Here is a 21,372-nt window from a genome sequence, read left to right on the forward strand (position 1 = left end):
AAGTGCAATAATCCGCTTCCTAACAAAGAAAACATAGTCCATAGTCTAACATAAAAGAAACACCCATTCTATAGCTATCCCTCTTTTCCAATTTCTTCTGAAAAATCAACCTTTATTGACTTATAATAGTTAATAAGGTAAAATATTAAATGTACAAAATTATTAACTTTGTTTTTGTTTGTGTCAGGAGGAAAATAACATGGAATCAACGATACAACTAGAAAGAGAACAACAAAGAAAAAAGAAACATCCTCCAGGTTTATACTTACTCTTCTTTACAGAAATGTGGGAAAGATTTAGTTACTATGGATTACGAGGATTATTAACATTATATTTAACGACAGCTTTAGTAAGCGGTGGTCTTGGGTTTAGTCCTGCGTGGGCACTCTCCATTTACGGATTTTACACTGGAGCCTGTTATTTCACACCAATGATTGGTGGATACTTAACAGACCGGTTCCTAGGTAGACGAAAAGCGATCACAATTGGTGGTATAACAATGGCAATCGGTAACCTTACACTATTTGCCATGCAAAACCAAGTCGGCCTATACCTCGGATTAGCGCTTATTATTATCGGTAACGGATTTTTCAAACCGAACATCTCTACACTGGTTGGGGAATTATACGAAGAGAACGATCCAAAACGTGATAGTGCATTTACGATTTTCTATATGGGTATTAACGTCGGTTCATTTTTAGCTCCACTCGTTTGCGGATTTTTATCAGAAAATTTATTCAAAACAACAGTGGATGGCGTTGTTCACTTTGGATTCCGTTACGGTTTCTTAGCCGCTTCAATTGGAATGATCATTGGACAAATTTTATTTACAACATTATCAAATCGCTTCCTTGGTGATATCGGTAAAAGACCAACTCGTGATTTGCAAACAACAGATGGACAACCATCAGTAGGAGATACACCGTTAACAAAAAAAGAAAAACAACGTACCGCAGTTATCGTCATTTTAACATGCTTCGTTGTCTTCTTCTGGGCTGGCTTTGAACAAGCTGGTAGCTCTTTAACATTATATACAAACAAATTTGTAGACCGCTCTGTGTTCGGATGGGAAGTTCCAACATCTTGGTTCCAATCGGTCAATCCATTATTTATTATTTTACTTGCTCCAGTCATTTCAGCATTATGGGCAAAACTTGCAACTCGCAAGCGCGGGGATTTAAAAATCCCAACTAAAATGGGACTTGGTATGATCTTGCTTGGTATCGGTTATATCATTCTCGTTATCGCTACATTAAAAACAGGTAGTGATGAACATAACATTACAGAAAAAGCAAACTTACTATTTATCGTCTTTACGTATCTTTTCCATACGTTAGGTGAGCTATTCTTATCACCTGTTGGACTATCAATGGTTAGTGCACTTGCCCCAGTAAAACTTGCTTCTTTATTAATGGGAGTATGGTTAGCAAGCTCAGGAATTGCTAACATTTTAGGCGGACAACTTGCAAGCTTCACAACTTCACTTGGATATGCTGAAGTATTTACAGTAATCGGAGCTGTAGCAATTGTATTAGGTTGTGTTTTATTACTAATTTCTAAGAAATTAGTGAAATGGATGGATTAAAAAAAGATGAGGGATTCCCCTCATCTTTTTTTATGCATTCTTACCTTTTTCTATCGCTTGTTCGTACAGCTCTTTATGTTCTTTATATTCACTTGGCACAAAATTCTTATAGAAGAATGCAAGCCAACTGTCTCCTTTTTTATATCCTTCTTCTCTAATTTCTGCTGCTTTTTTATTTGATTTAAATCCTTCAATAAACCATTTCTTTAACGATTCATTTTTTTCATACTTAGCAGGAACTTTCAAATCATAGTTTTCAAATGCATACTTATAGCCAGCCTTTTCTACTGCTTTTTTTGTAGACTTATAGCCCTTTTCATAAGCTGTTTCATACGCCTTCACGTACACATCTTTCTCTCTATTTCCAGGGTTCTTTCCGGCTAGTTCCTTACCTGCCTTTTCCCCTAGTTCAGCTTGCTCTTTTTCAATTTTTTCTGTTCTTTCTTTATTCCCTACTTGGAAACCTTCTGCAAAGTTCGGCTTAAACTCCGGAGCAATTTGACTATCTTCCATCGTCTCTTGTGCTAAACCTTGCTCTTTTCCTTTTTCAAAATGCGTTTTCTTCTGCTCTTCTAAAGACCAAGATGCAGCATATGCAGTTTTGAATGCTTCTTTATATGTATCTGATTTTCCAGCTAAATGTGATTCCCTATCATTTTTCCCTGCTTTAAAATCAGTCTCTCCACTTTTTTGCCCCTCAAGCTGCCCTTTTTCCATATCAGCTTGACGCTGTGCTTCCTCTCGCTTACGTGCCTCTTCTGCTTTTCTTTGCTCTTCAGCTACACGTTGTCTCTCTTCCTCTGCTTTTCTTTGTTCCTCCGCTACACGTTGTCTCTCTTCTTCAGCTTTACGCTGCGCCTCTGCGGCACGTTGTTTTTCAGCCTCAGCATTGCGCTGCGCTTCTACTTGTCTTTCAGCTTCTACAGCACCATTATTAGTGCTAGGAGCTGGATTCGTTGCACCGCTACTAGAAGCTGGTTTATTGTGATAATGATATTCCCCGTACTGTAATCCCCATTTTTCACAATTTGTCCGACACGTATGTCCCCCATTAGCATCTGTACGCCCTGGATGCGCATAGGCTGAAATTGGAGCTACCAATAACGCTACACTTGTTGTTAAAAGAAGTTTCTTCACCTGTTGTTTCACTCTTGTTCCTCCCAAAATCTTGAATTCTAACTTTATTATACATAAATAGAAAAATACTTAAATACTAACTAAAATATTCTATTATTTCTCAACATTAGTAAAAAAGAAGGTCAACTCTTTAAAGAGCTGACCTTCTTTTTTACTTCTTCGCCTTCGTTCCTACTAAATCACCAGCAACAACGTAACGCTTAGAATTATCTTTCACAGATACACATGTAATAAGTGTTATCTCATCTTTCCCATGATCCTCTACAACTTCCCATTTATCAGGAGTTACTTCAGATACACCAGTAACCGCATATTCATATTCATTTTCATTATCATACAAATAAATTTTGTCGCCTTTTTTTAAAGAGGCTACATCACTAAATAAAACACCTTTTTTAGACATGTTATGTCCCGCTAATGCATAATTCCCTTTTCCCATTACTTGATTTTCTTTTACTGTTGCTGCACCTGATAATAGGTTTTTCTCAGTAGAAGATTTTAAAACAGGAAGTTCTAATGAAACACTCGGGATCGAAATACGACCAATTACTTGTTTCTTATCTAATGATGCACTCGCTACTTCCGCCAAGTCTGGTTGATCAATTTTCGAAGCATCTACAAATTCCGTCTCATGTTTTTCATAATCCATCTTTTGAACAGCCTGCACATTTTCAGTCTGTTTCTTTTCAGCCTGATATCCATCATAAAATGGCTTTCCGATTAACACACCACCTACAACAAATAGAAGGATTGCTACTATACTATAAATTCTTTGCTTATTCATATACAATTCCTTTCCCATACAAAATCTTACTCTATATAAAATGATAAGATAATATTGCTATATGTACAAGTATAAGCTAAAAAGAAACCTTCTTGCCGATGCAAGAAGGTTTCTTTTTAAGCGATTTTATTTCGATATAAGGATACGTGGAAAATCGTCATTTGAATAAAGAAAATACTAAATGCAATATATACCGGATATGCAGGAATATATAGATTAGCAATTGGAGAAAGAGTTAAAAAACCAACCGCACAAGGCAACACGTACCATAATGACATAAATGTAGTACGACAAGCTTTTTCTGTAATTGCCTTTTCTCGTTCATCTTCTTGAGGAAATAATAGTGGAAACATCCAATACGAGAGCTTTTTATATTTTTTCTTTTGAATTTTATAAAGAATAGTCGATACAATACTAAATATTAATAGTAATGTTAGCGGCATTAAACTCAATGAAATTTCAAATGGTACTCTCTCCGTTTGAATAAAGTTAGCAACTTCGATAGTAAAATAATACAACTCAATAAACGCCCAACCTGCTAATACCATTAAAAGTACATTTAACATATAAGAAAATACAAGTCTATTCATCCTCTTCCCCCTCCTTATTTAAAACAAACACATCTTCCATCTTTAACTCGAATACATCACAAATCGTAAGTGCTAATAACAATGAAGGAACATAATCACCTTTTTCAATTGCAGCGATTGTTTGTCTCGTCACTCCAACCTTTTCTGCTAATACACTTTGCGAAAAATTAAATCGAGCTCTTAATTCCTTCACTCTATTTAAAATGGACAAATTTACCACCTCCCAATTTCATTGTATGCTTTCCTTAACAAAATGTAAACTCAACTTAACATTATTTTTATAAAAAAATCCAACTTTACGTATTGTAAAGTTGGATTACGTATTAATTTAAAATTGTAAGCTTAACATTTTTTCTGCCCCAATTACTAGACGAAGCTTTATCCGGCATTAAAACATCAATTTTGTGACCTTTAATCGCGCCACCAGTATCTGCTGCAATTGCTTCTCCGTATCCTTCAACATATACGCGAGAACCTAATGGAATAACAGATGGATCTACCGCAATTAATTTCATTCCTGGGTTTGCAGTTAAATTATAGCCTCCCCATGCAGAATATACTTGTTGACCTGCTGCATAACCATTTTCAGCTGGGTCTGCTGTATACGCTGTTGCATGTACATAAAGTTCTTTTCCACCAGCAGTTGGCTTAGAAGGTTGTGCAGGTTCTACCTTCGAATTATTATTAGCAACAGGTTCGGCTGGTTTACTAGCTTGTTCTTGCTTTTTCTTTTCAGCAACTTCCGCCTGTGCCTTAGCTAAAGCTTCTTGCTCAGCCTTTGCAGCTGCTTCTGCTTTCGCACGCTCTTCTGCTGCAATTCTTGCTGCTTCTTGCTCACGAGCAATTGTTTCTTGCACTGCCTTCATATTTGACTCAATTTTAGCTTTCTCTTCTGCTGCTAAATTAAGTTGGCTTGCAACCTGATTATATTTATCTTGAACTGTTTGTAAGTTAGCTTGACGTTTTTTCAAGTTATCTTGCAACTCAGCTTGTGCTTTTGCTAATTTTTGTTTGTCTACTACTAAAGATGCTTCTTTTTCATCAATTGTTTTCTTATCTTCTTCAATTTGACGAAGATCTTGTTCTTGTAGACGTAAAATTTCTTTATCTGCTTCTAGAATAGTAGAAACTGCGTTCATACGTTGTAAGAAATCTGCAAAGTTTTTTGACTCTACTACAACTTCTACTACTAAACTTGTATTTGAACTGTTTTGAACAGAAACCATACGTTTTCTCATAATATCCTTACGAGCAAGGACTTTATCCTCTAAAACGACAATTTCATTCTTTTTTTGCTCAATCTGCTTATGTGTTTCATCGATTTTACGTTGAATAGCAGCTTGATCCTCTTTATTTTTTGCAATTGTATTATTTAAATTATGTAGTTCGTTTTCGATACCTTTAATTTCTTTATTAACAGCTTGCTTCTCTTGCTCTTTCTTTTGCATATCTGCATCGTTTTGCTGTAATTGCTGTTGCATGTTGTTAAGTTTCTCGTCGTTTGACTCTGCTTTTACAGCGACTGTACTAGAAAGACCTATAATTCCTGCTAATACTAGACTACTGATTCGCTTAAAATAGTTCATAATCCGACTCCCTTCTTATACAGTTATACATGATTTATTTTACAGTTTGTTTACAATACCATTAAATACAGTTTATTTTTCATGACGAAAAAAAGGGAATTATGCATAAAATGTAATAGATTCTTAAATATTTAACAATTCCTATATTTAAAAATTATAAAAGATGCTAAAATCCAAATATAGAGAAAATATAACTTCTAAAGGCGGTTGAAATAAATATATGTTTACTCAAAAGAAATCACTCCAACATAAAATTGATCAATTAGAAAGTCGTATACAAGAACTAGAAGCAGAATTAAAACAAAAGGATATCGAACAACAAGAGACTATTTCTTCTATCCACGATCGTGTACAAAGCGTTGTTCAAGAACATAAACTTGTAAATAGCCAGCACCATACACTTCAAAATTTAGTTCAACAATTAAACTTATGTTTCGAAAATGTTTCAACACGCACGACACATTCCAATGAATTGAATAACGAAATGTTACAAAAAGAACAAAGCTTAATTCAATCTATTGAAGAAATTATTGACTGTTCTAATGAAGGTAAAGAATCTGTTCACCGTTTACTTATTGTAATTAACAAATTAGGTGAACAATCTCAGCGTACGTCTAACAGTATGAATCATTTAAGTGAACGTTCAAAAGAAATCGAGCAAATTGTAGAAGTCATTCAAAACATTGCAGCACAAACAAATTTACTTGCTTTAAATGCGAGTATTGAAGCTGCGCGTGCTGGAGAGCACGGTAAAGGATTCGCTGTCGTTGCTAATGAAGTAAGAAAACTAGCAGAAAGTACAGCGGAAAGTACAAAAAACATAGGCAACTTAACGAAAAAAATTCAAGAAGAAATTGAAAAAGCATACGATAACACAAAAGATAATTTACATTTAGTCGATGAAGGTGTAGAAATGAGTGCCGATACAAACGCTAGAATCGAAAATATTTTAATTATGATTCAAACGTTACAAAACGGTGCTACCAATGTTATTAAAGCTATCGAAAACCAAAAATCTTGTAATGATGATATATTACGTGAATTCGCTAATACACAACAAATGTTCCAAAAGTTAAATACTACTATTATGAATCACATTCATGATGCTGAGAAAGTCGATATTCAATTAACGAAAAGTCTTGAAGAAACAGTAGTTTCTCATTAATAATAAAAATCCCTTATACTTTTATAAGGGATTTTTATTATATTTCGAATATTTATTTCTTCTCAATATTCATCCGTATCTTTGTTATAATGGACAAGTTGTTTCTTTCGACTAATAAACAAGGAGGTTATTATGGAACAATTTCACTACATTTTAAAATATTTAATTCTCGGTCTGTTCCAAGGGCTAACAGAACCAATTCCGATTTCTTCAAGTGGTCACCTCGTTTTAGCACAACATTTGCTAGGACTAAAAATAGAAGGGTTCAGCTTCGAACTACTTGTTAATTCAGCTTCATTATTAGCTGTATTACTTATTTATAGAAATGATTTAATTCGTCTAACGAAGAATGGTCTATCTTATATCTTTACAAGAGCAGAGGACGCAAAATCAGATTTCTTCTTTATTATTTACCTTGTTATTGCGACCATTCCAGCAGGTGTTATCGGTGTTTTATTTAAAGATTACATCGACCAGTACTTAAAAGGTGTGAAAATGGTTGGGATTTCCCTTCTTATTACTGCTGTCGGCCTTTGGATTATTAGAAACTTACGTGGACGTAAAAATGATGGCGATCTTTCTATGAAAGATGCAATTATTGTCGGATTAGCACAAGCTTGCGCATTAATTCCTGGAATAAGCCGATCAGGTGCAACAATCGTCGCAGCGATGTTACTTGGTATGAAGCAAGAAACAGCTCTTCGTTTCTCATTCTTACTATATATCCCTGTTAGCTTAGGTGGTTTATTACTAAGTATTACAGACATTGCAAAAGATCCAAACCTAGACACATTATTCGTGCCATATATCGTTGCGTTTATCGCAACATTTATCATGACGTACATTTCATTAAAATGGTTTATGAACATTATGGCAAAAGGAAATTTAAAATATTTCTCTTTCTATTGTATTATCGTAGGTGTACTTACTCTTATTTTCTTATAAAGTGAAACTTACAAAGCGAAAAGCGAGTCATTCTATTAAACTAGGATGACTCGCTTTTTTATATCTTTATAATGATAAATCCCCTCTTTCTGTACAGTAAGAGGGGTCCCTTTTATGCGTATACTTTCTTTTCTTGACAATACAAACGAATAACATGTTTATTTTGTTGAAATACATCATGCGTTAGGCGGATAATAATAAAATTTCGTTTTGTTTGATCATCATGAACAAAAATCTGTTCTCCCTCCTGAAAACGCCATGTACTTTCAAAAGTTGTAATATGATCCCCACTTACAGAAAAAAGCTCATATCGCATATCTTGTACCCTCTCTCAACTTATAATAATCACAATATCCTTATATTAAATTTAGTATAACTTAACCCCGTTTAAATTTGAAATTTTTTTTATTTCGAAATATTTTAATTTTGTTTTAAGGTTCTTTTAACGTTATAATGATAAACGAAATTCCATTGAAAGGAGCTTCATTTTGACTGCATATTTATTTCCAATAAAAACAGCATTTATTTTATTTCCTATTTTAGCAATGTTTCTATTAATCCCTTTTTTAATATTTAATTACCGCAAATACGGTTATTTGAATAAATGGCGTTCATTTATTTTATATTCATTATTACTTTACTTATTAAATGCCTATTTCCTTGTGATTTTGCCGTTACCACAAACGTATGATACTTGTAGCTTACAACCGGCTAATACGCAACATATGCAACTCTCGCCATTTTATTTCATACAAGAGATTAGTAATCATACCTCGGCGATTTTAACGAAGCCAGCTACGTACTTCTATTTATTAAAGGAATCTGCGTTTTTACAAGTCGCTTTTAACGTTTTACTAACCGTTCCGTTCGGTATGTACTTACGTTATTATTTCCGACGTAGCTTCTTACAAACAGTGTGTATTTCTTTTTGTCTTTCACTATTCTTTGAATTAACACAAGTAACTGGATTATATGGTATTTATAATTGTGCATACCGCTTATTTGATATTGACGATCTGTTTTTAAACACGCTAGGCGGCGTAATTGGTTTTATCATTGCACCAATCTTTACGTACTTCCTTCCGAAAACAAGCGAATTAGATATTCATATTGATTTAGAAACGAAACCAGTCGGATTCATTCGTCGTCTCATCGCTATGCAAATTGATTGGATTTTCTTATCTATCGTTGTACCTTTCATTAAAAATAAAGGAAATTCACTATTTATCGCTAACATCCAATCTTATACAAATGTATACGAACTCCTTTTCATTACATGTTCAATCTTCATTTACTTTATTATCATTCCATACTTTACGAATGGAAGAACAATAGGAAAAGCGTTGCTTCGGATTTACATTAAAGGACAAGCTGAGCGTATTACACTAAAAGAATTATTCATTCGTTACGGGATATTCTATTTCATTTTAGGCGGAATCAATTATATTCTTTCGAGTAGCTCTATCTTAAATCATACAGAGCCTTTAGTATTACTAGTTATACTATTATTCCAATTTGTAATTAACGGTCTATTTATTATTCATGTTTTATTACATGTATTTAGTCGTGATAAGTTACTATTTTACGAGCGCATTAGTCAAACAAGAAATGCGATTATACTAAAAAAAGCTGACAAGTAATACTTTGTCAGCTTTTTTTCATAATCGTAAATAATTTTTCTGTGTAAGGGTTTGAAAACATTTCTGCTTCATCTAGTAACTTTCTCGCCTTTAGAAACGAATGCATTTCTGGATATATATTTTGTAATTTTTCGTACGTTAACGTATGCATTTTCCCCCAATGCGGGCGCCCTTCATACTTTAGAAAAATTTTCTCCACCTCACCAAAATAAGCAGCATACTTCATACCTTTATACATATGAACGGCAATATACGCTGAATCCCTTCCGTACGCTGGACTGAGCCATATATCATCCCTTTTCACATAACGGCATTCAATTGGGAAGTGCACTTTATACTTTTTCTTTTCAATAAGGTTTGAAATATCTTCTACAACAGCCCGCATATACTTTGAAGGAACACTATACTCCATTTCATAAAATGGAACCGCACGCGACGTAGCAAATACTTCATAACTCGGACCAACTATCTTTGTATTCGGTACAGCTTTAGCCGATAATCGACTTACTCCTTTACTTATAGAAGGAAACCATTTACATCCTTTAGATAGCAAAGAAAACATCTTATTTTCAAGCAACTCTACCTTTAGTTTATGCCATTTCAAGTCACTTTTTTTACCCGTTGTTTCATTTGTAAATTTCACTTGTACTTCATCTGAATAAGGAAAAACGAAAAATTCAAAATGGCGATTCTTCTTATATTCTTCTAGCTTGTTCATTACAGTAGATAATGACTGTTTTTCACTTTTATAAACGAGTGAATAGGCTGGAATAACCTTCAATTTTATTTTTACAATGATACCTAACATTCCAAGCGACAACTGAAAGGCTCTCCAATATTCCACATTCTCAGTTTCCGAACAAACTATACTCTCACCTGTAGATAAAACTGCGGTAATCTCTATAACTTGTGTTGATAAACTTCCAAAGGTAATACCCGTTCCATGAGTCCCTGTACTAATCGCTCCTGCAATCGATTGCGAATCAATATCCCCTAAATTTTCTTGTGCATAACCTTTTTCTTCAAGTAACTTCCCTAAATCATGTAACTTTGTTCCTGCCCATACTTCGGCAACCATCTTCTCTGCATCCATATCCAAAATACCTTTCAATTCATCTAAAGAAACTAAAATTTCTTCCGTTTGCACAAGAGGTGTAAACGAGTGTCCTGAACCGACAACACGAATTTTCTTCCCTTTTTTTCGAGCAAGCTCTACAACTTCTACTACATCTTGTATACTTTCTGGATACATCGTATAATGCGGCGTTCCTTCTACATTCCCTGTCCAATTTCTCCATTTTTGTCCCTTTATAGAAAGCATTGGCCATCCCCCCGATATGTTGAATACTCCCCAACAATCTCTCCTTCTTTCACACGATATAAAAAAGGAAAACGCTCACATAACTCTCCAGCTTTACTATGGCGAAACAAGATAGAATCTCCTATCTCTACTCGTTCCTTACCGTTATAAAAAATCGGTGTTTGCACTTCGCCAGCGCCTTCTAAAGCTAATAGTTTGGCACCATTTGGTCTCCAAATCTCAGGTTCTTTATCTTTCCCGATTGCACCTGAGGCAATATATCCACCACCTAAACAAGTGTAAATAAACGGGGCTGGTTTACGCACAACTGGTAAAGCAAATCCGATAGCTGGATGAAATTGCACCTCTTTATAATAATCGAACAGCTTCGGGGCATAAAAAGCAGAACCTATTGTAATCTCTGAAACTGAATTATCTTGCTCAGTTGTTTTTATACTTCCTGTGCCTCCCCCATTTACAAACCTTAGTTCAATACCTAGATTTTGTATTTCTTTTACGATATGTCCTCTTCTTTCTTTAACTTCTAACACTGACTTCTTCTTTAAATACGAAATTACTTTACTTTTCACTCTTTGATTCGGTATGTGATCTCCTACCCCAGCAATTTGAGCTTCATATCCCATTACACCATCTAGTATTAAAAATGATGATTCTTTTACCCTTTTTACTATTTTCAAAGCACCTTGCACATCTTTTACCGGTGATCTGTTTACCCCAAAATGAAATTGAAAAAAACGACTACTCATATCAATATCCAAACAAACACGAAAACACCCTTTAGACTCCTCAGCAATTTTTTCTAAATAAACAATATGGTCTTCACAATCCACCATACAAGTTATAATGAGGCCTTGCTTTGTTAGCAAACTTATTTCATGTAAAGCCCTTTTATCATAAGCAGGATATCCGAGCAATAAATCATTGAATCCTTGTTTAATTAAAAACAAAGCCTCTCTAGGTGAAAAACACATAATACCTTGAAATCGATCATTTGTAGCTAAAATCTTTTGCATAACTGGAACAGAGCGTAACGATTTACTCGCTATACGAATCTTCTTATTCCTACTTAATTCTATAATCGATTGAATATTTCCATCTAAAGCCACTTCATCCAAAAATGCACACGGTAATGGAACCTCTTTAAAAATTCCTCGATCCACATTTTTCTCTCCTCTTTTCAATATGTCTTATACATATTGGAAAGAAAGTTGAAATTTCCTCTACAAAATAAAAAAGTTTCTTCCTATTAAGAAGAAACTTTTTTAGGACTATTTCATAGAAATAGTTGCCTCTACTGGATAATGATCAGAGTAATCATTATATGTATATTTTTTAAGCCATGATGTAACAGTCCACTGTGGAGATTTCGGTTGTAATACTTTATTCTCTATAAATGACGGATTCGCATGGTCTTTACTTGCGATAATATAATCTAAATACTCGGCAGGGCTATCAGGGAAATTATATTTTGCTATACTGTTTGTCGTCGCATCCCAAGTTGCTGTATGTCCTGTATAAGATGGAATAGAAGCGTGCAATGTTTTGAACATGGATGCGTACTCTGAGTCACTATTGTTCTCTGCATTTATTTTATTCACGTTCATATCACCACCAAATAGGACGTACTCGTCATTTGGTATATTCTTATTTTTAATAAAGTCTTGAATTTCTTTTAACTGATTTGTACGTACAGATGCAGGTGAAGTTTTCCCGCACATACTATCTTCAGCCTGCAAATGCGTCCCGATTACATGAACGAAACGATCATTTTTCTTAATTTTCGTGTATACAAATCCTTTATTCGATAAATTATCTGGCCCGCATCCTTTTGCAAATACATATTGAATCTTTTCAACGATCGGCCATTTACTCACGATTGCAACGCCCCCATCTTCAGGAGTTGAAGATGAATAGCTACCTAACGTTTTATCCCATTCATTTCCGTTACTACGACCTAATACCGCTGTTTGATTTGGATATTCTTTCTTCAAATTCCCTAACAAACGATCTGATGCGCTATTATCAAACACTTCATTTAATATAACAACGTCTTGATTCTTTATATAATCTGCCGCCCCAATTAAATCAGCACGCTCACTTTGTCCCCAGTTCGGATATAAATTTGTTGATAGCATGTACACGTTATGCGTCATCACTTTCAAAGTATTATTTTGATTTGTAGACGTTTCTGCTTGAGCTGAAGATCCTCCGTATAAAACTCCTAAACCAATCCCAAAGCTAAGTACACCTTTTAGCAATTTTCCTTTCACGTTTCATACCTCCACGTATTAGTTATAAAAAGGCCAAATACTCTATTGTGAGATTTGACCTTTTTTAATACTTAACGATCTCCGTACGTATCAAACCAAAGCTGAATGTATCCGGCAGTAACACGTTGTGCATCCATTAATCGCTTACCTGTCATTGGTGTAACTTCAGCGCGCCATTTATCTGCATATTCTTGTGATACAGCTGCTTTTACGAACCAATCTTTCGTATTATCATTTACAATGCCAGCGTAATCTTGTTTCGCTGCTACTGCCGCTCCGTGAATCCACTCTTCTGGATTTGTACCTTTCCAGTTCCAATATCCATTTCCATCCGTTACTTTATAATTATCTTTTATCGTATCTACAAAGTTTTCATATTTAGAATGGAATCCTTGTGGGTACGAAAGATTTGTAAAGTTTGCCGCATGCATCGGTTGGTTTACATCTCCTAAATAATGAAGAGATAATCCTAAATAGAAGAATGCTTGTTTCATATCTTTATTTTTATATGATTCACCAGCTAATTTAAAATATTTAGCGCCAGTTTCTTTTGCCTGCTTTGCAAATGGAATATATGTTTTTCCATTGTCTGGATCATAGAAATGTGAAGCAAATGTGCTATTATCATAATAAGGATTTTCATAGTCAGCAGCATAAATACCATTTTCTAATTCCGTACGCCATTCATTTAATTGTGCAACTCGATCTTGTTTTACAAGTGTTGTATTGCGAGACATAATATCAATGGCGCGGTTTACAATCCATAAATGAGAGTTTACGCCTTCTTTATGTTTATCTTCAGCAGACCAACGATGAACTATTTTTATTTTACTTCCCCCATCGTTTTCATGAGCAAATGCAACACTTTGTAACGGCGCTACTAATGTAATAGCTGCTGCTAAAGCAAGTACTTTCTTTTTCATCTGAAATCCTCCATTTTATAATTGAATTATTGTAAACTTTTTGTTAGGATCCTATGATATCGTCCGGTTAACCTATGACTAGAATATCCCACCTTTCATGAAATTTCTATCAATAAATTAAAATATGCAAATGTTCATATCATTATAACTTTATACATAGTGAATATAATGAATGAATGCACTTATATTGTAATAAAGTATTGTTAAGCTACTACGAATGATTGTCTAAACTAATGTAAAAAAAGAGTAAAGCATCCACATGCTTTACTCTTTTTTTCTATTCGATAATATACTTGGCAGTTGTACATTAACTGCCAACTTATGAATAAATCCAAACACTAATCCAATCCCTATAAATTTATATATTATCGTAAATACCTTTCCAAAATCAGTTTGAGGACTAAACTGCCCATCACCGACAGTCGTCAACGTGACCACACTAAAATATAAAGCGTCAAGAGGACGTAATCCTTCAACTGTACTATAAAAAATCGTACCAGATGTTAATGTTAAAAATGTTAATACGAATAATACTTGAAATTCTTTATCTTTCCACGCTCGTAAACAAGCTTTTAGCATTCGTTTCAATGTCAACATAAATGAAAGCATTCGACTTCCCCTTCCAAACAAAATCCCTGTAGTTAAAGGAAAGTCTATCACCTTTCTGTATAGAAAAAAAGTAGCCCTCTTCTATTTCTAGAAAAGGGCTACTTTTTACTATTCCCTATTATTTAGGTGAAACAAGAATTTTCACTTGTGTTTTATCTTTTACAAGTGCTTCAAATCCTTCTTCAACAACTTGATCCACTGTGATTTTTTTCGTAATTAATTTCTCTGCTTGAATTTGGCCAGAGCTAATTAATTTAATAACAGCTGGGAAGATATGACGGTATCCAAGAATACCGATAACTTCTTTTTCTTTTAATACAAGGTTGTTTGGCGTAATTGTCGCATCTTTTTCCCACACACTAACAATTACAGTTTGTCCTTCAAAGCTTGTACTTTCAATCGCTTGACGAAGTACTACTTCGACACCTGTTACTTCAAAGCTCACATTTACACCTAAACCATTTGTTAAGTTACGAATTTCTGCTAGTACATCTTGAGTAGCTGGATTTAATACATAATCCGCACCTGCTAATTTTGCTAACTCTTGACGTTCTTTAGAAAGTTCTACTGCAATAACAGGAGTTGCTCCTGCTGCTTTAGCTGCTTGAATGACAAGAAGTCCAATTGGACCACAACCAAATACTGCTACAGCTTCCCCTTCTTTTAATTTACTTTGACGTACTGCATGAACTGCTACCGCTGCTGGTTCTACAAGTGCACCTTGTTCATACGTCATTTCATCTGGAATATGGTGAACCATATCTTCTGGTACTACTGTATATTCAGAGAAACCGCCGCCGTCTCCGCCAAGACCGTGGAAAACAAGTTGTTCACAAACATTGTAATGTCCATGTTTACAAGCTTCACATTTACCACAAGAATAAATTGGTTCTACAACGACGCGATCTCCCACTTTATGAGAAGTAACGCCTTCACCGATTTCAACTACCTCACCACTAAACTCATGACCTAAAATAACCGGTGCTTTTACGTGTGTTAATGGGTGCTCTTCTGTTGGAATAAAAATAGGTCCTGCTAAATATTCATGCAAGTCTGTGCCGCAGATACCACACCATTTCACTTTAATCTTAACTGCTCCTGGTCTTACAGTTGGTTCTGGTACTTCTTCTACTCGTACATCGCGTTGATTATGCCAAAGTAATGCTTTCATTTTATACATCCCTCTCTACGTATATACTTAACCTGGTGAAGTTTACAAATCTATTATAATACTTCTATCCATATATTTCAAAAAAACAATCTCATTTCCACTAAATTTTAACAAATAACGTTCAATGTTTTGTCACTTTGTACTTTTTTCCACATCTGTTAATGCTAATTTCATTGCGGTTGAAATTAGCATTATGCCATAATAGCATAGGAGAGGTGAATATCGCTTGAAATATTTTATTTACTTTATTGTTATCGTAGCGTTTCTAGATACATTTTCACAATTACCTATTATGAGTACGTTCGCTCAAAGTCTTGGAGGATCCCCTCTTATTATTGGGCTAGTTGTCGGTATGTACTCATTCGCTAATATGATCGGTAATATTATTGCTGGCGCTGCTGTCGATAAATTTGGTGCAAAAAAAATACTTTATATAAGCATGGGACTTACGAGTTTCATAGTCTTGTTATACACCGTTGTTCAAAGTGGTGAACAACTATTAGTTGTGCGCTTTATGCACGGCTTTAGTGACGGATTTTTAATTCCTGCTGCCTTTACGTTTTTATCAAAACAAACAAATGCAGCAAGACAAGGTAAGGCAATGGCTCTATCTGGTGCTGCTGTTGGAACGGCGGCAATTGTAGGACCGGCTTTCAGTGGAATTATGAAAGCAACTGCTGGTATAGAGTGGGTGTTCATTACCATTTCTATTTTAATGGTCCTTGGTACAATCGTATCTCTATTCTTCTTACCAAATAACGTATCAAGAAAAGATACTTCAAGAACACAAATGATGAACAAAGAAGATATGATTGAACTATTGAAATCAGAACCGTTATTGCAAGCATATATTGGTGCTTTCACGCTAATGTTTTCACAAGGAATTGTCACTTATATGCTACCAGTGAAAGTTGAGGCATTAGCACTTAAAGCATCTACAACAGGCATGATGTTAAGTGTATTCGGCATTACCGCTATCCTCTTCTTCTTGCTGCCAACAAACCGTATTTATGATCGATTTAATCGTTCAAAACTCATGCTAATTGGTATTGCAGTAATGGCATTTGCGTTATCATTACTTGGATTATTCGCAACAAAAGGTATGCTCTTTATCGTTATGATGATTTATGGCATTGGATTCGCTATCCTTTTCCCATCGATAAATGCATTACTTGTTGAAAATACGACAGATGATAAGCGCGGAAAAGCATTCGGATTGTTTTATGCTTTCTTCTCATTAGGAGTTGTTGCTGGATCCTTTACAGTTGGTGCAATCGGGGCATCCCCTAGCGTCAGCTTCGTTATCGGAACTGCATTTTTATTAACATTCGCTGGAATGATTTATGTAAGAAGCAAAATAAAAAGTAAAGCAAAAAGCAAAGTAAAAAAGACAATGATGGGTTAATTCCATCATTGTCTTTTTTTAATGATAAACTCCTATTCAACTTTTAACTTTCAATAAGCCGTATTTAATAAACAATATGGCATTATATTTTTCATAGAGATAATACAATGGATAACAAAATAAGAAGAAAATAAGTACAGTTGGTACATCGTCTATAATAGAAAAATATTTTACTAGTAATTCCTTAATACTCTCTCCAATCATAATAAGCACTGGAATGATACAAATTGCCGCTAATATTAAGCATGGTGTGATCCGCATTTCTTTTAATTTCACCTTACAGTGTGGACATCTGAATGAAAAAGGATGCGGGAGATCAATAATATGTTGCGTAGTAATATTCCCTTCACACTGTGGACATTCAATTATTTCTTTCATTTAGCTCACTCCTTTCTATCCATAAAAAAGAGCACTATCCAATAGTGCTCTTTTATTGCCGAATATATTACTTTTGTATATAGCCAAGTAACAATGTAAATAAATTAAACTGTAAAGGCAATACTGCAGTTCTTTTTTTACAAAAAAAGTGTATAAATACCAACGATACTTCGACAATTTCCTCGGAAATATTTCCTTTCCCCACATAATTTGATACACTACATATGAACAGACACTTGTATTACATAAACTAAAATAATAACTTACTGTACAAATTGAAAAGCACACTCTTCATATGAAGAATGTGCTTTTATGTTATTAACGTTTAATCCAAACAGCGCCTGCCGATTTATCCTCTGCCTGTCCAACAACTTGGAATTTAAGTCCAAGGTTTGGAACTTTTCTTCCTGCATCTGCAATTTGTTTGTTACTATATGCTTTTGAATCATCAAAAGTTGTAACACCTTGTAATCCAGAATAGTTAAACTGTCCACGTGTTAATGAATTTGCACTCCATGCTGGTGTTTGATCAAATGAAAATGCTGCATCTGCAATTTGCATACCTGTATTACCGTAAGTTGGTCTTCCGTTTAAATTGCCAACAAATGCCTCTGGATGCGAATCCACAACACCAAGGAATCCTTCACCTGGATGCACCCCAACCCAGTTATCTTTGAAGCTATCATCTGCATACCAAACGACAAGACCTGTATTATATACTGGACCTTTTCCTGCTTTTAATCCATTATCTGATCCCGCATAGTTTCTCCACTCTAAGTAGTAATAATGAGCTTTCTTTTCTGTCCCATCAGAAACAACAAAACCATTTAAATTCATTTTAGCCTGTCCTTCTGTATCATCAGAAAATACAACTTGTCCATCAACAGTTACATTTACATTATCCATCGCGAAACCTTTATATGTTACAGCTGGATCTGTAATATAATCGAATTGCAGTTTCACTTTTTTCCCTTTAAATTGACTTAAATCATATGATTTATCCATCCATTTTCCATCTGTTGTATCTTTATCTTCTTGGACTACTTTTTCTCCAAGTCTATCAATTAACGTTTTCGTTCCATCTTCTGTTACTGCATGCACTTCCACAAAATCGCACTCTGCTTCTAACTCATAATTTGCTTTATAATCGAATTTTGCATTTGTTCCTTTTGTTAAATCAAAGAATGGTGTCTCTAGTGTTGTATGCATATCATCTCCTCTTGTACTATAATATGCATGCTTTCCAAACTCCGGTTTAATCGTTTCAACACTCTTACCCGGTAAGTTAACACGTACAACGCCTGGACGATTGGATTTCGTAACACTTTGATCAATATATGTAGGAATTCCTACTCCACGCTTAATTTTATCGTAATCTACTTCTAAAATTTTTGCCCAGTTGCCGCCCATATTCTTTTGTAAGAAGTCTTTATTTTGTGGTGAGAAACTAGTTGGCTCTGTTCCTGCAATTTTCCCTGTCCAACTACCTCCACTCATTAATGACCACGCTTCGACAGGTGAACCAGTTCCAGTATATTTCGTGTCATATTCATCTGGTAAGCCAAGATCATGTCCAAATTCATGCGCAAATACACCTACTGCTCCATCTTCTGGTTCAATTGTATAATCATGTGCCGCTACTTTTCCACCAAAGTAATCTACCTTTGATTTTGTACCCTCAACCGCTACTGGATCTATTGCTAATTTTGAACGATGTGACCAAATTGCATCATCACCTAATTTACCGCCACCAGCTTCTTGACCAACACCAGCATGGATTACCATTAAATGATCAATTACACCATCAGGTTCATTTTGATTTCCATCACCATTTGTATCATATCTATCGAATTGATCAAATTGAGATAAATCTAACCCTTTCTCAGCAGCTGCATGTAAAGCTTCTTTCACTAAATCACGTGCGCCTTTTGGTCCTTTATTATCGTGACCACTACTACCATCAGCACCGTAGTCAGACGCTTTTCCTGGAACAGTTAGCCATTCCGTTACATATCCATCTGTCGTATAACTTCCACCAGACTGCTCTTCATAATATTGTTTAAACGTTTTTACTTTTGAACCATCAAATAATGTGTACGGTTCATTACCAAATAACATTTTTTGATAATGCTCTCTACTAAAGTCATTCGAATACATATACCCTGGTGTTTGATCAATATTATTATGTTTATAATCACTAAATTCAACGAGTAATACTAATACTTTATCAGTTCGAACAGACCCTTTATATGGCGCTTGCTTTGCTTTAGAAGTTGGGACTTGTCCATTCAATTGCTTTTTATTTGGTTCTGGTTTTTGCTCAGGACTAACATTTTTTTCAGGTTTCTTTACTTTCTCCTTTTCCTCCATTTTCTTCTCTTTTACTTTTTTCACGAAATCAGATGCCTCTTTAGCAGTATCCGCTGGAAGAATTTCTTTATTTGCCTGATCGCCTTGTTTCTTTTCAATATACTTTTCTACAGCTTTTTTCGTCTCTTCTTTAGAAGATGCTGGATTAATTGTTCCTCTTTCTTTCAACGCTTCCGCTAAACGATCCTCTTGAATTAAATTGTAATCAATTGGTGTTGTAGATACATTTTCTTTCTCTTTTGCTGGCGTTTCTGCGTATGCTAGCGGAGTACTCATGACAGATGTGCATCCGATAATTGCCGCAATTGCTAATGATGACAACACTTTAAATGGCGTTTTTCTTCTCATTCTATTTCTCTCCTTTTATAAAACTTAAAATTCAGATAAATTAGTGCGTTTAAATCGAAATCCCTACTTTCTGCCCTCCCTATATACAGTGAAACTTTAATCAGTGGGGAGTTTGTCCATCCCCACTGATTATTAGTTGAACCAATCGGGCATTTACGGGCAGTTGATTTCCCACCTAACTTCTTTGCTCTAGCTGAATTTTGAGGTGGGAATCTTACTGACCGTTAATGCGGGACAAAAAGGCATAATTCTATAAACGTTAAGCTTTCTGTTATAGAATCATGCCCCTCCAGTTTTTTGGTCAGAACCTCTACCTTTTTATGTCGAAATATGAAAAATAAAAAGTGATTTGATATATATTAAATAGCTTATATAACAAATTTAAAAGATAATATGCAAAATTGCATGAAAATTCTTTCAAATAAAAAAAGAACCCTAGTCAATTAAACTAGGATTCTTGATTTTCTATTATTTCTCTTGTGTTTTTTCCCAATCAGCTAAGAACTTCTCAATTCCTTGATCTGTTAATGGGTGCTTCACTAATGAAGCAATTACGTTTGCTGGGATTGTTGCAATATGTGAACCGTTTAATGCTGCTTCTGTTACGTGAACACTGTGACGTACAGATGCTGCAATGATTTCTGTTTCAATACCGTGAATTGCAAAGATTTCTGCGATTTGACGGATTAGGTCCATACCGTTATGACCGATATCGTCTAAGCGACCTAAGAATGGTGAAACGTATGTGGCACCAGCACGAGCTGCAAGTAATGCTTGAACTGCTGAGAATACTAATGTAACGTTTGTACGAATTCCTAAGTCAGAGAATGCTTTTACTGCTTTTAAACCTTCTGTTGTCATTGGAACTTTTACAACAACGTTTGGAGCAATTTTCGCTAACTCTTTTCCTTCTTCGATCATTTTATCAGCTTCTAAGCTAATTACTTCTGCACTTACAGGTCCTTCTACAACGTTGCAAATTTCACGAATACGCTCGTGGAAATCTACACCTTCTTTTGCTACAAGTGATGGATTTGTCGTTACTCCAGCTAATACGCCTAATGCATTTGCCTCTTTAATTTCGTTAATGTTTGCTGTATCAATAAAGAATTTCATTTGTTATTCTTCCTTCCTGATTTTCATTT

The 21,372-nt window shown here is 34.9% G+C and carries 20 protein-coding genes; 5 read left to right on the forward strand and 15 right to left on the reverse strand.

All coding sequences use genetic code 11. From position 1 onward, the window contains the following. Positions 1–199: 199 nt before the first annotated feature. Positions 200–1,585, forward strand: coding sequence for a peptide MFS transporter (locus ACUN0F_RS30170; protein WP_445540685.1), 1,386 nt, complete (start codon positions 200–202; stop codon positions 1,583–1,585). Positions 1,586–1,615: 30 nt separating this feature from the next. Here the strand turns inward: ACUN0F_RS30170 and ACUN0F_RS30175 are convergent, their stop codons facing one another. The 5 genes from ACUN0F_RS30175 to ACUN0F_RS30195 all read right to left on the reverse strand — a co-directional run bounded on the left by ACUN0F_RS30175 (position 1,616) and on the right by ACUN0F_RS30195 (position 5,682). Further along, the gene (locus ACUN0F_RS30175; RefSeq protein WP_445540686.1) at positions 1,616–2,734 is read right to left on the reverse strand and encodes a YHYH domain-containing protein; all 1,119 of its coding nucleotides are present in this window, start codon (positions 2,732–2,734) and stop codon (positions 1,616–1,618) included. A 139-nt stretch (positions 2,735–2,873) separates the two neighbouring features. Next, the gene (locus ACUN0F_RS30180) at positions 2,874–3,506 is read right to left on the reverse strand and encodes a class A sortase (protein ID WP_327987989.1); all 633 of its coding nucleotides are present in this window, start codon (positions 3,504–3,506) and stop codon (positions 2,874–2,876) included. 116 nt (positions 3,507–3,622) lie between these two features. Further along, positions 3,623–4,096, reverse strand: coding sequence for a hypothetical protein (locus ACUN0F_RS30185; RefSeq protein ID WP_001977888.1), 474 nt, complete (start codon positions 4,094–4,096; stop codon positions 3,623–3,625). Continuing rightward, positions 4,089–4,307, reverse strand: coding sequence for a helix-turn-helix transcriptional regulator (locus tag ACUN0F_RS30190; RefSeq protein WP_141542835.1), 219 nt, complete (start codon positions 4,305–4,307; stop codon positions 4,089–4,091). The genes ACUN0F_RS30185 and ACUN0F_RS30190 overlap by 8 nt, the downstream gene beginning before the upstream one ends. A 112-nt stretch (positions 4,308–4,419) precedes the next feature. Beyond that, a complete protein-coding gene (locus ACUN0F_RS30195; protein WP_193673801.1) occupies positions 4,420–5,682 on the reverse strand; it encodes a 3D domain-containing protein in 1,263 nt (420 codons plus the stop codon). Positions 5,683–6,166: 484 nt separating this feature from the next. Between ACUN0F_RS30195 and ACUN0F_RS30200 the strand changes: the two genes are divergently transcribed. After that, a complete protein-coding gene (locus ACUN0F_RS30200; protein ID WP_445540857.1) occupies positions 6,167–6,847 on the forward strand; it encodes a methyl-accepting chemotaxis protein in 681 nt (226 codons plus the stop codon). A 132-nt stretch (positions 6,848–6,979) separates the two neighbouring features. Continuing rightward, positions 6,980–7,792 (forward strand): undecaprenyl-diphosphate phosphatase, encoded by an 813-nt coding sequence (locus ACUN0F_RS30205; RefSeq protein ID WP_044791332.1) that lies wholly within the window; start codon positions 6,980–6,982, stop codon positions 7,790–7,792. 112 nt (positions 7,793–7,904) lie between these two features. On the opposite strand, the gene ACUN0F_RS30210 is transcribed toward ACUN0F_RS30205, so the two are convergent. Beyond that, complete coding sequence (locus ACUN0F_RS30210; RefSeq protein ID WP_001268334.1) at positions 7,905–8,108, reverse strand: hypothetical protein; 204 nt, start codon at positions 8,106–8,108, stop codon at positions 7,905–7,907. 172 nt (positions 8,109–8,280) lie between these two features. On the opposite strand from ACUN0F_RS30210, the gene ACUN0F_RS30215 reads away from it, so the two are divergent. Continuing rightward, a complete protein-coding gene (locus ACUN0F_RS30215; RefSeq protein ID WP_445540687.1) occupies positions 8,281–9,432 on the forward strand; it encodes a VanZ family protein in 1,152 nt (383 codons plus the stop codon). 7 nt (positions 9,433–9,439) lie between these two features. Here the strand turns inward: ACUN0F_RS30215 and ACUN0F_RS30220 are convergent, their stop codons facing one another. The 6 genes from ACUN0F_RS30220 to bdhA all read right to left on the reverse strand — a co-directional run bounded on the left by ACUN0F_RS30220 (position 9,440) and on the right by bdhA (position 15,726). Further along, entirely contained in the window at positions 9,440–10,753 is a 1,314-nt protein-coding gene (locus tag ACUN0F_RS30220) for a D-arabinono-1,4-lactone oxidase (protein ID WP_445540688.1), read from the reverse strand. Beyond that, positions 10,741–11,913, reverse strand: a complete 1,173-nt coding sequence (locus ACUN0F_RS30225) for an amino acid deaminase/aldolase (protein WP_445540689.1) — start codon at positions 11,911–11,913, stop codon at positions 10,741–10,743. The genes ACUN0F_RS30220 and ACUN0F_RS30225 overlap by 13 nt, the downstream gene beginning before the upstream one ends. A gap of 108 nt (positions 11,914–12,021) precedes the next feature. Next, on the reverse strand, positions 12,022–13,023 hold the full coding sequence (gene sph, locus ACUN0F_RS30230; RefSeq protein ID WP_000676775.1) for a sphingomyelinase C: 1,002 nt from the start codon (positions 13,021–13,023) through the stop codon (positions 12,022–12,024). Positions 13,024–13,094: 71 nt separating this feature from the next. Then, positions 13,095–13,946: a phospholipase CerA gene (gene cerA / locus ACUN0F_RS30235; RefSeq protein ID WP_000731008.1), complete on the reverse strand. Its 852-nt coding sequence runs from the start codon at positions 13,944–13,946 to the stop codon at positions 13,095–13,097. 264 nt (positions 13,947–14,210) lie between these two features. Beyond that, positions 14,211–14,555 (reverse strand): potassium channel family protein, encoded by a 345-nt coding sequence (locus ACUN0F_RS30240; protein ID WP_445540690.1) that lies wholly within the window; start codon positions 14,553–14,555, stop codon positions 14,211–14,213. Positions 14,556–14,673: 118 nt separating this feature from the next. Further along, positions 14,674–15,726 (reverse strand): (R,R)-butanediol dehydrogenase, encoded by a 1,053-nt coding sequence (gene bdhA, locus ACUN0F_RS30245; protein ID WP_000645832.1) that lies wholly within the window; start codon positions 15,724–15,726, stop codon positions 14,674–14,676. 226 nt (positions 15,727–15,952) lie between these two features. Here bdhA and ACUN0F_RS30250 point away from each other — a divergent pair, with 226 nt between their 5' ends. Next, complete coding sequence (locus tag ACUN0F_RS30250) at positions 15,953–17,131, forward strand: MFS transporter (RefSeq protein WP_076542427.1); 1,179 nt, start codon at positions 15,953–15,955, stop codon at positions 17,129–17,131. Between the two features lie 36 nt (positions 17,132–17,167). Here ACUN0F_RS30250 and ACUN0F_RS30255 read toward each other — a convergent pair whose 3' ends face one another. The 3 genes from ACUN0F_RS30255 to fsa form a co-directional block, all read right to left on the reverse strand. After that, positions 17,168–17,509, reverse strand: a complete 342-nt coding sequence (locus ACUN0F_RS30255) for a hypothetical protein (RefSeq protein WP_000658670.1) — start codon at positions 17,507–17,509, stop codon at positions 17,168–17,170. A gap of 318 nt (positions 17,510–17,827) precedes the next feature. Then, the gene (gene inhA2 / locus ACUN0F_RS30260) at positions 17,828–20,227 is read right to left on the reverse strand and encodes a M6 family metalloprotease immune inhibitor InhA2 (protein WP_431098616.1); all 2,400 of its coding nucleotides are present in this window, start codon (positions 20,225–20,227) and stop codon (positions 17,828–17,830) included. A 468-nt stretch (positions 20,228–20,695) separates the two neighbouring features. Beyond that, entirely contained in the window at positions 20,696–21,343 is a 648-nt protein-coding gene (gene fsa / locus ACUN0F_RS30265) for a fructose-6-phosphate aldolase (RefSeq protein WP_000667662.1), read from the reverse strand. Positions 21,344–21,372 lie beyond the last annotated feature (29 nt).

It is taken from the genome of Bacillus sp. 1A, assembly GCF_052682215.1.